This window comes from Modestobacter sp. VKM Ac-2978, assembly GCF_026968025.1.
GTDB lineage: Bacteria > Actinomycetota > Actinomycetes > Mycobacteriales > Geodermatophilaceae > Modestobacter.
Genome location: NZ_JAPVBP010000004.1, coordinates 316,312 through 330,826, shown reverse-complemented (window position 1 = coordinate 330,826; position 14,515 = coordinate 316,312). Strand labels below are relative to the sequence as shown.

Annotated in this window: 12 protein-coding genes; 8 read left to right on the top strand and 4 right to left on the bottom strand. The window is 74.5% G+C overall.

Annotation, left to right across the window (positions count from 1 at the left end; all coding sequences use genetic code 11):
* Entirely contained in the window at positions 1-753 is a 753-nt protein-coding gene (locus tag O2W53_RS12580) for an SDR family NAD(P)-dependent oxidoreductase (protein WP_269163375.1), read from the bottom strand.
* 286 nt (positions 754-1,039) lie between these two features.
* On the opposite strand from O2W53_RS12580, the gene O2W53_RS12575 reads away from it, so the two are divergent.
* From O2W53_RS12575 to O2W53_RS12555, 5 genes are all read left to right on the top strand, one after another.
* Positions 1,040-3,451 carry a glycoside hydrolase family 2 TIM barrel-domain containing protein gene (locus tag O2W53_RS12575; protein ID WP_269163374.1) on the top strand — a complete coding sequence of 804 codons (2,412 nt, stop codon included), beginning with the start codon at positions 1,040-1,042 and terminating at the stop codon, positions 3,449-3,451.
* Between the two features lie 40 nt (positions 3,452-3,491).
* On the top strand, positions 3,492-4,079 hold the full coding sequence (locus O2W53_RS12570; protein WP_269163373.1) for a DUF1349 domain-containing protein: 588 nt from the start codon (positions 3,492-3,494) through the stop codon (positions 4,077-4,079).
* A 62-nt stretch (positions 4,080-4,141) separates the two neighbouring features.
* A complete protein-coding gene (locus O2W53_RS12565; RefSeq protein ID WP_269163372.1) occupies positions 4,142-6,370 on the top strand; it encodes a glycoside hydrolase family 3 C-terminal domain-containing protein in 2,229 nt (742 codons plus the stop codon).
* Positions 6,367-7,158, top strand: coding sequence for an SGNH/GDSL hydrolase family protein (locus O2W53_RS12560; protein ID WP_269163371.1), 792 nt, complete (start codon positions 6,367-6,369; stop codon positions 7,156-7,158). The genes O2W53_RS12565 and O2W53_RS12560 overlap by 4 nt, the downstream gene beginning before the upstream one ends.
* A 73-nt stretch (positions 7,159-7,231) precedes the next feature.
* A complete protein-coding gene (locus O2W53_RS12555; protein ID WP_269163370.1) occupies positions 7,232-8,248 on the top strand; it encodes a zinc-dependent alcohol dehydrogenase family protein in 1,017 nt (338 codons plus the stop codon).
* Positions 8,249-8,252: 4 nt separating this feature from the next.
* On the opposite strand, the gene O2W53_RS12550 is transcribed toward O2W53_RS12555, so the two are convergent.
* From O2W53_RS12550 to O2W53_RS12540, 3 genes are read right to left on the bottom strand one after another with little or no spacing between them, the layout of a single operon-like run.
* On the bottom strand, positions 8,253-9,200 hold the full coding sequence (locus O2W53_RS12550; RefSeq protein ID WP_269163369.1) for a nucleoside hydrolase: 948 nt from the start codon (positions 9,198-9,200) through the stop codon (positions 8,253-8,255).
* A gap of 3 nt (positions 9,201-9,203) precedes the next feature.
* The gene (locus O2W53_RS12545; protein WP_269163368.1) at positions 9,204-10,895 is read right to left on the bottom strand and encodes an MDR family MFS transporter; all 1,692 of its coding nucleotides are present in this window, start codon (positions 10,893-10,895) and stop codon (positions 9,204-9,206) included.
* A 40-nt stretch (positions 10,896-10,935) separates the two neighbouring features.
* Positions 10,936-11,535 (bottom strand): acyl-CoA-like ligand-binding transcription factor, encoded by a 600-nt coding sequence (locus tag O2W53_RS12540; RefSeq protein WP_269163367.1) that lies wholly within the window; start codon positions 11,533-11,535, stop codon positions 10,936-10,938.
* 117 nt (positions 11,536-11,652) lie between these two features.
* Here O2W53_RS12540 and O2W53_RS12535 point away from each other — a divergent pair, with 117 nt between their 5' ends.
* The 3 genes from O2W53_RS12535 to O2W53_RS12525 are packed head-to-tail and all read left to right on the top strand — an operon-like array spanning position 11,653 to position 14,492.
* Entirely contained in the window at positions 11,653-12,519 is an 867-nt protein-coding gene (locus O2W53_RS12535) for an SDR family oxidoreductase (RefSeq protein ID WP_269163366.1), read from the top strand.
* An 18-nt stretch (positions 12,520-12,537) separates the two neighbouring features.
* A complete protein-coding gene (locus O2W53_RS12530; protein WP_269163365.1) occupies positions 12,538-13,740 on the top strand; it encodes a pyridoxal phosphate-dependent aminotransferase in 1,203 nt (400 codons plus the stop codon).
* Positions 13,737-14,492: a nitrilase-related carbon-nitrogen hydrolase gene (locus O2W53_RS12525; protein WP_269163364.1), complete on the top strand. Its 756-nt coding sequence runs from the start codon at positions 13,737-13,739 to the stop codon at positions 14,490-14,492. Before O2W53_RS12530 ends, O2W53_RS12525 begins: the two co-directional genes overlap by 4 nt.
* The last annotated feature ends 23 nt before the right edge of the window (positions 14,493-14,515 follow it).

Sequence of the window (14,515 nt, the reverse complement as noted above, 5' to 3'; positions counted from 1 at the left end):
TCAGAGGGTGGTCATGCCACCGTCGACGGCGAACGTGGCACCGGTCGCGAACGCCGACTCGTCGCTGGCGAGGAACACCATCACACCCTCGAGGTCGCCGGTCGTGCCGGCGCGGCCCATCGGGATGCGCCCGACGATCGCGGCCCGGGCCTCGGGGTCGGCGGTCAGGGTGCTGACCAGCCCGGTCTCGGTGTACGGCGGGACGACGGTGTTCACCCGGATGCCCCGGCGGGCGTAGGCGGCGGCGACCGTGCGAGCCAGCCCGTGCATGCCTGCCTTGGACGAGGCGTAGGCGGTGAACTCCGCACCCTCGCCGCGGACGGCGGTGGGGCTGCCGGTGAACACGATCGAGCCGCCGCCGGCGCCCAGCATCCCGCGGACGGCGTGCTTCACGGTCAGGAACGCCCCGGTCAGGTTCACCTCGTGGGTGCGGCGCCAGACGTCGAGGTCCAGGTCGGCCACCTCGGCGTCCTGCCCGAACAGCTGCACCCCGGCGTTGACGACGACGACGTCGGGCACCCAGCCGTCCGCGGCCAGTGCGGCGAAGCCACCGGCGACGCTGCCCTCGGCGGTGACGTCCATCGGCACCGCCCGCCCACCTGATGCCGCGGCGGCCGCCTCGACGCCCGCCACGTCCCGGTCGGCGTAGGCGACCCGCGCCCCCTCGGCGGCGAACCGGTCGGCCACCGCCCGCCCGATGCCCGCCGCAGCCCCGGTCACCAACGCCGTCTTCCCTGCCAGTCGCCCGCTCACGGCACCAGTCTGCCCAGCGCCGGCACCGCAGGCGCCCACCGTGCCGACCACCGGCAGCCCGGTTCCACCGGCTGCCCGACCGTGCGGACGACGGCTCGCCTGCTGCCCAATGGCAAGGACGTCGCGGCGGCGACGGCGGTCACCGACGATCGACGGTGCGCGAGTGCCCGCGGCGATCCAGCAGACGGCCGATCGCCGGGAACACCGGCCCCGCGCGGGCATGGGGCGCTCCAGCCAGGACGCCATCCGTCGCGTGCTGCCTCGTTCCCCACTCGAGAGGGCAGCCATGCGCCGCACCCCGTTCACCACCGGCTGGCACGTCCGGCCGCACGCCAACTCCTTCGCCGAGATGGTCGGGGCCGCCGCACCCTGGCAGCCGGTCACGCTGCCGCACGACGCGACGCTGGCCCAGCCGCGCGACGCCGCTCACGGTGCCGGGTCGGGGTACTTCCCGGGTGGCGTGTACGAGTACCGGCGGACGTTCGACGTCCCCGCGGACGCCGCGGAGCAGCGCTGGCTGCTGGAGTTCGAGGGCGTCTACCGCCGGGCGATGGTCTACGTGAACGGCAGCCTCGCCGGGCACTGGGCGTCGGGGTACACCGGCTTCACCGTGCCGCTGGACGACCATCTCCGGTACGGCGCGGAGAACGAGGTGCGCGTGGTCTGCCGCGCCGGCGCCGACTCCCGCTGGTACGCCGGCGCCGGCATCCACCGCCCGGTGCACCTGCTGTCCGGCCCGCTGCTGCGCGTCGCCCCGGACGGCGTCCGGGTGACCACGCTGGACGCCGACCGCGACCTGGCGGTCGTCGAGGTGGCCACCACCGTCGTCAACGACCGGCTGCGGTTGGCCACCGTCGAGGCGGTCACCGAGCTGCGCGACGCCGAGGGCACCGTCGTCGCCGCCGACCGGGTGCCGGTCAGCGTGCGCCCCGGGGAGCCGGCGGTGGTGCGGCAGCGGCTCGCCGTCCGCGACCCGGCGCTGTGGGGGCCGGACTCCCCGGCGCTGCACACTGCGACGGTCGCCCTGGTCGAGGAGGACGCCGTGCTGGACACCGAGACGGTGACCACCGGCATCCGCACCCTCTCCGTCGACCCGGTCCGCGGCCTGCGGGTCAACGGCGAGCCCGTGCTGCTGCGTGGGGCGTGCGTCCACTCCGACAACGGGGTGCTCGGCGCGGCGGCGATCGACCGGGCCGACGAGCGCCGGGTGGAGCTGCTGCGCGCCGCCGGGTTCAACGCCCTGCGCAGCGCGCACAACCCGATGAGCCGGGCTGTGCTCGAGGCCTGCGACCGGCTCGGCGTCCTGGTGATGGACGAGCTGACCGACATGTGGACGGAGAGCAAGTCCGACTTCGACGCCGCGCTGGACTTCCCCGAGTGGTGGGAGCGCGACGTCGCCGCGATGGTGGCCAAGGACGTCAACCACCCCAGCGTGGTCATGTACTCGATCGGCAACGAGATCCCCGAGCTCGGCACCCCGCACGGCGCGCTGTGGTCCCGCCGCCTGGCCGAGGAGGTCCGGCGCCTCGACCCGACCAGGCCGGTGACCAACGGGGTCAACGGCATGCTGGCGGTGATCGGTGAGGCGACGGCCGACCTGGCGGACGCTGAGGGCGGCATCAACACGATGCTCGCCGACATGGGTGGCTTCATGCGCGAGCTGTCGCGGTCCGAGCTCGTCGGACGGCGGACCGCGGAGGCGTTCGGCGTGCTCGACGTCGCCGGGCTGAACTACATGGACGCCCGGTACGAGAGCGACCGCGACGTCTTCCCGAACCGGGTGGTCGTCGGGAGCGAGACCTTCGCGACCGACATCGACCGGCTCTGGCGGCTGGTGCAGGACCACCCGCACGTCATCGGTGACTTCACCTGGACCGGCTGGGACTACCTGGGCGAGGTGGGCATCGGACGCACCGCCGACGCCGAGGAGCCGGGAGCCCGCGGGCTCAACGGACCCTTCCCGTGGCTGCTCGCCTGGTGCGGTGACATCGACGTGACCGGGCACCGCCGGCCGGCGTCGTACTACCGGGAGATCGTCTTCGGGCTCCGCGCCGACCCCTACCTCGCCGTCCAGCGGCCGGAACGGTCCGGCCGGGAGACGGTGTCCCCGCCGTGGGCGTGGACCGACTCGGTGGGCAGCTGGAGCTTCACCGGCGCCGAGGGCACCCCGCTCACCGTCGAGGTCTACAGCGACGCCGACACCGTCGAGCTGCTGCTGGACGGCCGCTCGCTGGGCACCGCGGCGGCGGGGGAGGCCCACCGGTTCTGCGCCGAGTTCACCGTGCCCTGGGCCCCGGGCGAGCTGACCGCGGTCGCCCGCACCGGCGGGGCGGAGACCGGCCGGTGCGCGCTGCGCTCGGCGGACGGGCCGGTGCAGCTGTCCGCCGCCGTCGACCGGCCAGTGGTCCGGGCCGCGGACACCGACCTGGCGTTCGTCGACCTGGCGCTGACCGACGCCGCCGGCACGGTCGCGCTGGGCGTCGACCGCGAGGTGACCGTGACGGTGGCGGGTCCGGGCGTGCTCGCCGGGTTCGGCAGCGCCGCGCCGGTGACCGAGGAGTCCTACTGCGACGACGTGCACACCACCTTCGACGGCCGGGCGCTCGCCGTCGTCCGCCCGACCGGCGCGGGGACCATCACCGTGACCGCGACGGCCGACGGCTGCGACCCGGTCACCGTGACCGTCGAGGCCCGCTGACGCGACGGGACCTGCCTCGACGGGCGGCTACCGTGCCGGCATGACGGACGACGGCAGCCGGGTCCAGCCCTGGGGCGCGGGCACGTGGACGACGCCACCGGTCGCGGCCACCGAGGACGGCACCGACCTGCTGGTCACCGCCGCGGAGGGCAGCGACGCCTGGCGGCACACCTCCTACGGCTTCGTCCACGACGACGCCCACGCGCTGCTGGTGCCGCTGGACGGCGCGGTCGAGGTGACCATCGACGTCGACTTCGACCAGCAGTTCGACCAGGCCGGGCTGATGCTGCGGGCCGGCGCGGAGACCTGGCTCAAGGCCGGCGTCGAGTTCTCCGACGGGTCGCCGCAGCTCGGTGCCGTCGTCACCCTCGGGCACTCGGACTGGTCGGTGGCGCCGGTGCCGGACTGGGCCGGCCGCCGGGTCACCGTCCGGGCCAGTCGGGCCGGCGACGCGGTCACGGTGCGGGCGCGGGTGGACGACGAGCCGTTCCGGCTGGTCCGGGTCGCCTGGTTCCCGCCGGACGCCGAGGTGCAGGCCGGGCCGTACTGCTGTGCCCCCACCCGGGCCGGCCTCGTCGTCCGCTTCCGACGCTGGACGACCGGGCCGGCGGACGCCGCTCTGCACTGATCCCCTCCCGCTGGATGGCATGTGCGGCGACGCGGGCGGCCGGCGGTCGGCAGGATCGGGGAGTGACTGCCACCATCCCGTCCGACCCGACCGCGCTGCCGCTGGAGCAGAAGGCGGCCCTCCTCTCCGGCCAGGACTTCTGGTCCACCCCGCCGGTGGAGGCGGCCGGGCTGCCGTCGGTGGTGCTGACCGACGGGCCGCACGGGGTGCGCCGGCAGGTGGGTGACCTGGACCAGATCGGCCTCATCGAGAGCGTGCCGGCCACCTGCTTCCCGCCGGCCGTCGCCGTGGGGTCCAGCTGGGACCCGGAGACCGCCGAGCGGATCGGGGCGGCGATCGGGGTGGAGGCGCGCGCGATCGGCGTCCCCGTCGTCCTCGGGCCGGGGGTGAACATCAAGCGGTCGCCGCTGTGCGGTCGCAACTTCGAGTACTACTCAGAGGACCCGCTGCTGGCCGGGGTGCTGGGGGCCGCGCACGTCCGCGGCCAGCAGGGGGCGGGCGTGGGTGCGTCGGTGAAGCACTTCGCGGCCAACAACCAGGAGACCCAGCGCATGCAGGTCAGCGCCGACGTCGACGAGCGCACGCTGCGCGAGATCTACCTGCCGGCCTTCGAGCGGGTGGTCACCGAGGCCCAGCCGGCCACGGTGATGTGCGCCTACAACAAGGTGAACGGGGTCTACGCCTCCCAGCACCACTGGCTGCTCACCGAGGTGCTGCGCGAGGAGTGGGGCTTCACCGGGGCCGTCGTCTCCGACTGGGGCGCGGTCGACGACCGGGTGGCCGCCCTGGAGGCAGGCCTGGACCTGCAGATGCCCGGTGACCACGGCGCCGGCAACGCCCTGGTGGTGGAGGCCGTCCGCAGCGGGCGGCTGGACGAGGCCGTCGTCGACCGCAGCGTCCGCCGGGTGGCGGCGCTGGCCGGGTACGTCGGCGAGCCGACCGACGGCTTCGATGCCGACGCCCACCACGCGCTCGCCCGCGAGCTCGCGACCGGCTGCGCGGTGCTGCTGAAGAACGACGGCGGCGCACTGCCGCTGGCCGCCGGGCAGCGGGTCGCCGTGGTCGGCGAGTTCGCCCGCACGCCGCGCTTCCAGGGCGGCGGCAGCTCGCACGTCAACGCCACCCGGGTCGACGATGCGCTCACTGCGCTGCAGGTGACGCACAGCGTGGACTTCGCCCCCGGCTTCACCCTCGACGGCTCCGGGGACGCCGCCGCGCTGCGGGACGAGGCCGTCGGCCTGGCCCGGGACGCCGACGTCACCGTGGTCTTCGCCGGGCTGGCCGAGGGCGACGAGTCCGAGGGCTTCGACCGCACGCACCTCGACCTGCCCGTGGCCCAGGTGGAGCTGATCCGCGCGGTGGCCGCGGTCAGCGCCCGCACGGTCGTCGTCCTCTCCTCCGGCAGCGTGGTGTCCCTGGAGGGCTGGCACGACGACGTCGACGCCGTGCTCGCCGGCTTCCTGCTCGGCCAGGGCGGCGGCAGTGCGCTGGCCGACCTGCTCACCGGCGCCGCCGACCCGTCGGGCCGGCTGGCCGAGACGATCCCGCTGCGGCTGGCGGACACCCCCAGCTTCCTCGACTTCCCCGGGGAGCAGGGCCACGTCCGCTACGCCGAGGGCGTGATGGTCGGCTACCGCCAGTTCGTCACTGTCGACCGCCCGGTGCGGTACCCGTTCGGCCACGGGCTGAGCTACACGACGTTCACCACCAGCGACCTGGAGGTGCGGACCGTCGGCGACGACGCGGCCACGGTGACCCTGACGGTGACCAACACCGGCGCGCGGGCCGGCCGGCACGTCGTGCAGGTCTACGTCGCGACCACCGCCGGACCGGTGCGGCGGCCGGCCCGCGAGCTGCGTGCCTTCACGAAGGTCTCGCTGGCGGCGGGGGAGTCGACGACGGTGGCGTTCGAGCTGGACCGCCGGGCGTTCGCCTACTGGGACGTCCGGGAGCACGCCTGGGTCGTCGCGCCGGGGGAGCACGCCGTGCAGATCGGCCGCAGCGCCACCGACGTCGTCGACGAGCGGACGATCGACCTCACCGGGGACGTCGTCGTGCGGGAGCTGACCCTGCAGTCGTCGGTCGCCGAGTGGTTCGAGCACCCGGTCGCCGGCCCGCAGCTGCTGGAGGGCTTCCTGGCGACGATGCCCGAGGGCGCCGGTGAGATGCACGCCGGGATGCTGCAGATGATCGGGTCCATGCCGATGCGCCGGTTCGCCGCGGACTTCGGTGGTGCGATCCCCGCCGAGGAGCTCGAGCGGCTCATGGCGGCGGCCCGGGTCGCCCGGTGACCCGCTACGTCGCCCTGGGCAGCTCCTTCGCCGCCGGCCCCGGCATCGAACCGATCCTGCACCCCGGGTGCGCACGGTCCGGTCGGAACTACGCGCAGCTGACCGCCGAGCGGCTCGGGTACGACCTGGTCGACGTCACCTCCGGCGGGGCCACGATCGACGACGTCCTCACCCGGCCGCAGGCGCTGCTGATCGGCGGGACGGTGCCGCCGCAGATCGACGCCGTCGGCCCGGACACCGACCTGGTGACCGTCACCGTCGGCGGCAACGACGTCGAGTACCTGCTCACCCTGCTGCGCTGCTCCTTCCAGGCCGACCCGGAGGGCACGCCGCTGCCGGCCCGGGCGTTCTTCGGCACCCCGGTCGACCCCGGGGCGGTGAGCACGGCCCTGGCCGCGCTGCCGGACCGGCTGGCCCGGCTGGTCGAGGAGGTCCGCCGGCGGGCGCCCCGGGCGAGGGTGGTGCTCGTCGACTACCTGACCGTGGTGCCGGCCGAGGACACGCCCGCCTTCCCGATGAGCGAGGAGCACCGCCGGCTCTGCGCCGACGTCGGCCGGCGGCTGGAGGTGGCCACCGCGGCGGCCACGCGCGACAGCGGGGCCGAGCTCGTGGCGGCCTCGGCGATCTCCCGCGACCACGCCGTCGGCTCGGCTGAGCCGTGGGTCACCGGCTGGGTGTTCGGTGACCTGCTGGGCGGCGGGGTCGCGCCGTACCACCCGAACGCGGCCGGCATGCGGGCCGTCGCCGACCTGCTGGTCGAACAGCTGTCGCCCGACCGCGCGGGCTGACCGGCGGTTCGTCCCGGCGGGGGCGGGCAAGGAGGACGGGTCCGACCCGAACCCCGAGAGGAACACCGCCCCCATGCGCGGAGCAGTCCTGCACGCCCCCGGCGACGTCCGCGTCGAGCAGCTCGAGGACCCGCGGGTCGTGGAGCCCACCGACGCCGTGGTCCGGGCCTCCGCCACCTGCGTGTGCGGCTCGGACCTGTGGCCCTACCGCGGCATCAACGAGGTGACCGAGCCGTCCCCGATCGGCCACGAGTACTGCGGGATCGTCGAGCAGGTCGGCAGCGACGTCACGACGGTCCGGCCGGGTCAGTTCGTCATCGTGCCGTTCATCGCCTCGGACGGGACCTGCGCGCACTGCCGGGCCGGCTACCAGAGCGCCTGCGTGAACCGGGTGGGGATCACCGGCGCCCAGGCCGAGCTGCTGCGGGTGCCGCACGCCGACGGCACCCTGGTCGCCACGCCCGAGGTCCCCGCCCCCGAGCTGCTGCCGAGCCTGCTCACCCTGTCCGACGTCATGGCCACCGGCTGGTTCGCCGCCGTCGCCGCCGGGGTGCAGCCGGGGATGACCGTGGCGGTGGTGGGGGACGGCGCCGTCGGCCTGCTCGGCGTCCTCTCGGCCGCCCAGCTGGGGGCCGAGCGGATCATCGCCATGAGCCGGCACGAACCGCGGCAGCGGCTGGCCACCGGGTTCGGTGCCACCGACATCGTGACCGAGCGCGGCGACGAGGGGGTGGCGCGGATCCGGGACCTCACCGACGGGGTGGGGGCCGACGCCGTCCTGGAGTGCGTGGGCACCGCTGAGTCGATGGACCAGGCGATCCGCTCCACCCGCCCCGGTGGCGGCGTCGGGTTCGTCGGCGTCCCGCACGGCGTGGAGATCACCGGGCGGCAGTTGTTCTCCACGATGGTGCGGCTGCACGGCGGCCCCGCCCCGGTGCGCCGCTTCCTGCCCGACCTGATCGACCGGGTCTGGTCCGGGGCGATCGACCCGGGACGGGTGTTCGACCTGACCCTGCCCCTGGACCAGGCCGCCGAGGGCTACCGGGCGATGGACGAGCGCCGCGCGGTCAAGGCCCTGCTGACGCCCTGACCGGTCAGGAGCTCCCCTCGGCTCGGGCGTGCAGCTGCACCTTGGCGAACAGGTCCTCGATCATCAGCCGGCAGTCGAGGTGGGTGTAGACGCGCATCGGCCGCGCACCGGGAACGTCGGTGTACTGCCCGTCCGCAGAGATCCCCGGTGTGTCCCGGACGACGTGCCGACTCGAGGAGGGGTCCGGCTCGAACGCCGACTGCAGCGCGGTGAGCAGCACCAGCGGGCTGTCGCCGAGGATGTAGGTCTCGCCGAGGTTGAAGCCGTGCTGGATGGCCTCCGTACGGAGGCCGTCCAGCGCGTCGAACAGCCGCGCACCCAGCGGCCCCTGCTCGGCCATCCGCAGCTGCAGCTCGGCGAAGGTGGCCAGCGTCTGCCGGTAGGCGTCGCGCGGCACCTGCCAGATCGGGACGGCGGAGTCGCCGAACACGACCGATCCGGCCAGCACGTCGATGAGCAGGTTGTACTCGATCGGCATCGCGCCCGCTGGCGGCTCGGCCAGGCCGGGGTGTTCGGGCCCGCCGATCCAGACCAGCGTGAGCCGCTCGGCGATCCGAGGCTCGATCAGCCAGGCACTGGCGACCTCGGTGAGTCCGGCACCTGCGCAGACGTACAGCGGGCTGTCGACGTCGGTGCGCATGGCCTCGGCGACCAGCGCCTTGGCGGCGGCGGACCGGATCGGCGTCACCCGGTCGGTCAGACCGACGTTGGACCCGGCGAGGACGGGGACGTCGGGGCGACCGGCCAGCGCGAGCACCTCGCGGGCGAGCTCGGCGGCGTTGTCGGCGGTGGTGTCCGAGGGGTCGAAGTGGTCACCGGGCCGCAGGTGCGAACCGATGACCAGCCGCAGGTCGACCGACGGTGAGAGCGCGTGGTGTGCGAGCTGGACGAGGCCGTCGGGGTCGCCGCTGAAGTCGTTGTCGACGACGACGCGGATGCGGGGGTGGTTCATCGGTCAGGCCTCCACGTGAGAAGCGCCCTGGGCGCGGCGTGACGCGTCGTCGTCCTGGCTGCCGCCCTGCTCGACCACCAGGACGGGCTCGGCGGTCCCGGGGTCGGTGCGCAGGGCGGCCAGCTCCTCCTCCGACGACACCGCCTCGCCGCGGGCGACCATCCCGGCGACGTCGGACAGCGGCACCTCGCGCAGCGCCAGGGCCAGCAGCAGCGCGAGGACGAGGATCGGCACCAGGTACCAGAACACCGGCGCCAGGGCGTCGGCGTAGGCGTCCACGATCGCGGTGCGCAGCGGCTCACCCGCGGCCTCGACCGCCGTCGGCACCAGCGTGTCCGGGGAGGTGATCCCCGCCTGCACCGCCTGCTCGGGGTTGCCGGCCAGGGCCTCGCCGAGCCGGTCGCCCAGCCGGCTGGTGAACAGCGTGCCGAAGACGGCGACGCCCAGCACCGCGCCCACCTCGCGGAAGTAGTTGTTCGTCGAGGTGGCGGTGCCGATCTGCGCCGCCGGGACCGCGTTCTGCGCGGCCAGGACGACGTTCTGCATGATCAGCCCGAGCCCGGCGCCGAGCAGGAAGAACATCGCGCCGACGGTCCACAGCGCGGTGTCCCCGGCCAGCGTGGTCATCCAGAGCATCGCGGCCAGGATCAGCGCGACCCCGGCGACCGTGAACACCTTGTAGCGGCCGGTGCGCATGATGACCGCGGCCGAGCTCTGGATGGTCAGGATGATCCCGGCGGTCATCGGCAGCATGAGCAGGCCGGAGTTCGCCGCCGACAGGCCCGAGCTCATCTGCAGGTAGGTGGGCATGAAAGCGATCGCGGAGAACATGCCCAGGCCCACCGCCATGCCCAGCGCGGTGGCCACCACGAACGTGGGGTTGCCGAACAGCGTCAACGGGACGATCGGCTCGACCGCCCGCCGCTCCACCAGCACGAACGCCGCGATCGAGCAGGCGAGCACGCCCAGCAGCGCCAGCACCTGCCAGGAGCCCCAGCCCTCGCTGCCGCCGATGTCGGTGGCGAGCACCAGCGACGTGGTGGCGATCGACAGGGTGAGGATGCCGGCGAGGTCCAACGGTGTGGTGTTCCGCTTGCGCGGCAGGGTGAGGGCGGCCCAGCCGACGGCGAAGGCCGCCAGCCCGATCGGGACGTTGACCCAGAAGCACCAGCGCCAGCCCAGTGCCGCCGAGTCGGTGAAGAACCCGCCGACCAGCGGCCCAGCCACGGCGGAGAGCCCGAACAGCGCACCGATCGGGCCCATGTACTTCGCCCGCTCCCGGGCCGGCACGATGTCGGCGATGATCGCCTGCGACAGGATCATCAGCCCACCGCCGCCGAGGCCCTGCACGCCGCGCCAGAACACCAGCCAGCCGAAGTCCGGGGCCAGCGCGGCCCCCAGGCTCGCGGCGGTGAACAGCCCGATGGCGACCAGGAACAGCGTGCGGCGGCCGAACAGGTCGCCGAACTTGCCGTAGACCGGCATGACCAGGGTGGTCGCCAGCAGGTAGGCGGTGGTCATCCAGGCCATGTGCGAGACGCCGCCGAGCTCGCCGACGATCGTCGGCATCGCGGTCGAGATGATCGTCTGGTCCAGCGCGGCCATCAGCATGCCGGCCAGCAGCGCGCCGAAGATGGTGTTGATCCGCCGGCGGGTCAGGACGATGGGCGGCGCGGCGGTGGGCGCGCTGGACATGGAGCTCCTCAGGGGTGGTGCGGGGGGAGGGTCGGTCGGGTCAGTGGCGCGGGGCGGGGAAGCCGGCCTCGACCTGGTCCCAGCCCTCGGCGACGAGGGCGGGCAGCGAGGCGGTGTAGTCACCGGCCCGCCAGCGGTGCAGCGCGCTGCGCATCACCGAGCCCTGGACGGCGGCGAGCAGGCTGGGCTGGACGTCGAGCTCGGCCCGGGTGCCGGTGCGGGCGGCCAGCCACTCGGCCAGCACCTGCTCGCTCCGGGCGAAGGAGGCGGTGAGCCGGGCGGCCAGCGCCGGGTGCGCGTCGACGACCTGCAGCCGCAGTGGCCACAGCTCGGTCTCCGCGGCCATCCGCGCGGCCTCGGCCGCCTGCACTGCGCGCAGCGCCTGGACGGGCGTCTCGCTCGCCGGCCGGGCGGACAGTGCCTCGGCCAGGCGGAGTGGGTGCTCCGGGTCCAGGCCGATGACCGCGTCGTCCTTGGAGGGGAAGTAGTTGAAGAAGGTGCGGGGAGAGACGTCGGCGTCGGCGGCGATGTCGTCGACCGACACCCGGTCCAGCCCGCGCTCGGCGACCAGCCGCAGCGCCGACTCGTGCAGCGCCGCGCGGGTGGCCTGCTTCTTGCGCTCGCGCAGGCCCGTGGTCACGTCGAGAGCATGACAGGAAAAGTGCAGAGGCTGCAAACATGCGCTCCCTGCACGGCGAGTCCCGGGCCGATGGTCGTCGGGTGGGCGGCACCGGCGGCCATCGGCGAGGATCGGCCGGTGACCGACTCGGAGCTCCCGCCCCTCGCCGTGACCGGGTCGACCGGGCGGCTCGGTGGCCGGGTTGCCCGGCTGCTCGCCGACGCCGGGGTGCGCCAGCGGCTGCTGGTCCGCGACCCGGCGCGCGCCCCGCAGCTGCCCGGCACCACCGTGGCGGTCGCGCCCTACGCCGACCGGCCGGCCGTGCGCGAGGCGCTGACCGGTGTCGACACGGTGCTGATGGTGTCGGGGAGTGAGTCCGCCGACCGCGTCGAGCAGCACCGCAGCTTCCTCGACGCGGCGGCCGACGCCGGCGTCGGGCACCTGGTCTACGTGTCCTTCCTCGGCGCCGCACCGGACGCGACGTTTCTCCTGGCCCGCGACCACTGGGCGACCGAGCAGCACGCCCGGGCCCTGGGCGTGACCACGACGTTCCTCCGCGACGGGCTCTACGCCGACGACATGCCGGAGATGGTCGGCGAGGACGGCGTGCTCCGCGGACCCGCCGGTGAGGGCCGGGCGTCGGTCGTGGCGATCGACGACATCGCCGCCGTCGCCGCGCTCGTGCTGCAGGACCCGGCGCCGCACGCCGGGGCGAGCTACGACCTGACCGGCCCGGCAGCGCTGACCCTCACCGAGGTCGCCGAGACGATCGCCGCCGTCACCGGCCGGCCGGCGCGGTACCAGGAGGAGACGGTCGAGGAGGCGTACGCCTCGCGGGCCTCCTACGAGGCGCCCCGCTGGCTGGTCGACGCCTGGGTCTCCACGTACACAGCGATCGCCGCGGGGGAGATGGCCGCCATCAGCACCGCCGTCCCGGACCTGCTGGGGCGCCCGGCCACCCCGCTCGCCGAGGTGCTGCGGCGGATGGCGACCACAACAGGATGAGCACGGCAGGATGAGCCGGTGACCTCCGCGCCGTACCTCGCCTCCCGGCTGCAGGGCTTCGGGACGACGGTCTTCGCCGAGATGAGCGCGCTGGCCGTCGCCACTGGTGCGATCAACCTGGGCCAGGGCTTCCCCGACGAGCCGGGCCCGGCGGAGGTGCTCGACGTCGCCCGGGCGGCGATCGGCACCGGGCACGACCAGTACCCGCCGGGCCCCGGGCAGCCCGACCTGCGGGCCGCGATCGCCGAGCACCAGCAGCGGTTCCGCGACCTGACCTACGACCCGGCCAACGAGGTGCTGGTCACCGCCGGGGCGACCGAGGCGCTGACCGCCGCGTTGCTCGGGCTGCTCGAGCCCGGCGACGAGGTGGTGCTCTTCGAGCCGATGTACGACAGCTACGCGGCCGCGGTCGCCATGGCCGGCGGGGTGCTCCGCCCGGTGCCGCTCCGCCCGCCGCCGGCCTCCTCCGGCGAGGTCGCCACCGGCTCGTGGACCTTCGACGAGGCCGAGCTGCGCGCGGCGGTCACCCCGCGGTCCCGGCTGCTGCTGCTCAACACCCCGCACAACCCAACCGGGAAGGTGTTCACCCGGGCCGAACTGGCGGTGCTGGTCGAGGTGGCCGACGCCGCCGACCTGCTGGTGCTCACCGACGAGGTCTACGAGCACCTGGTGTTCGCCGGCGCCGAGCACGTCTCGATCGCCACCCTGCCCGGCATGCGCGAGCGCACGCTGGTGGTCAGCAGCGGCGGCAAGACGTTCAACACCACCGGCTGGAAGACCGGCTGGGTCTGCGGCCCGGCGGCCCTGGTGTCCGCGGTCCGCACCGCGAAGCAGTACCTCACCTTCGTCAACGGCGGGCCGTTCCAGCCGGCGATCGCCGCCGGGCTCCGGTTGCCCGACGCCTACTTCACCGGGGCGGCTGCCGAGCTCCAGCGCCGCCGGGACCTGCTGGTGGCCGGGCTGGCCGACGCTGGGCTGCCGGTGGTGCGCCCCGAGGCCACCTACTTCGCCACCGTCGACGTCCGCCCGCGGCAGCCCGACGGCGACGGCATCGCCTTCTGCCGGGCACTGCCCGGGCGCGCCGGTGTGGTCGCCGTCCCGACCGTGGTCTTCTACGCACCGGAACACGCGGAGCTCGGACGGCACCTGGTGCGGTTCGCGTTCTGCAAGCGGGACGAGGTGCTGGCCGAGGCGGCGCAGCGGTTGAGGGGGCTCACATGAGGATCGCGGCGGTGCAGCACGACATCGTCTGGGAGGACCGGGACGCGAACTTCGCGCGGCTGGCCCCGCAGGTGGCCCGCGCGGTCGGTGCCGGGGCGGAGCTGGTGCTGCTCACCGAGACGTTCTCCACCGGCTTCTCTATGACCCCGGGGATCGGCGAGCCGGAAGGTGGGCCGTCGTCGGAGTTCCTCGCCGCGCAGGCCGCCGAGCACGGCGTCTGGGTGGCCGGCACCTGCCCGGAGACCGACGTCGAGGGCGAGCTGCCCTACAACACGTTCGTGCTCGCCGGCCCGGACGGCACCACCCACCGCTACCGCAAGCTGCACCCCTTCGCCGACGAGCGGACCCGGTTCCGGTCCGGCACCGGCCCGGTCACCGTCGAGGTCGGCGGCCTGCGGATCACCCCGTTTATCTGCTACGACCTGCGCTTCGCCGACGTGTTCTGGGCCGCCGCCCCGGAGACCGACGTCTACCTGGTGCCGGCGAACTGGCCCAGCCCGCGCCGGCACCACTGGTCGGCCCTGCTGCAGGCCCGGGCGATCGAGAACCAGGCGTACGTGGTCGGCTGCAACCGGGTCGGCACGGCCGGCGACGGCACCGAGCACGCCGGGGACAGCCGGGTCATCAGCCCGATGGGCGAGTTGCTGGCCACCGCCTCCGGGGTGGAGACGATCGTGCTGGCCGACGTCGACGCCGCCGAGGTCGCCGCCACCCGCGACCGGTTCCGGTTCATCGCCGACCGCCGGAGCTGAGTCGGTGGTGCCCGGGCTGATCC

What these genes read in the sequence shown, in the direction of transcription:
- O2W53_RS12545 (WP_269163368.1), bottom strand. Translation starts at nt 10,895, where the DNA reads ATGTCCAGCGCGCCCACCGCCGCGCCGCCCATCGTCCTGACCCGCCGG.
- O2W53_RS12575 (WP_269163374.1), top strand. Translation starts at nt 1,040, where the DNA reads ATGCGCCGCACCCCGTTCACCACCGGCTGGCACGTCCGGCCGCACGCC.
- O2W53_RS12550 (WP_269163369.1), bottom strand. Translation starts at nt 9,200, where the DNA reads ATGAACCACCCCCGCATCCGCGTCGTCGTCGACAACGACTTCAGCGGC.
- O2W53_RS12525 (WP_269163364.1), top strand. Translation starts at nt 13,737, where the DNA reads ATGAGGATCGCGGCGGTGCAGCACGACATCGTCTGGGAGGACCGGGAC.
- O2W53_RS12555 (WP_269163370.1), top strand. Translation starts at nt 7,232, where the DNA reads ATGCGCGGAGCAGTCCTGCACGCCCCCGGCGACGTCCGCGTCGAGCAG.
- O2W53_RS12570 (WP_269163373.1), top strand. Translation starts at nt 3,492, where the DNA reads ATGACGGACGACGGCAGCCGGGTCCAGCCCTGGGGCGCGGGCACGTGG.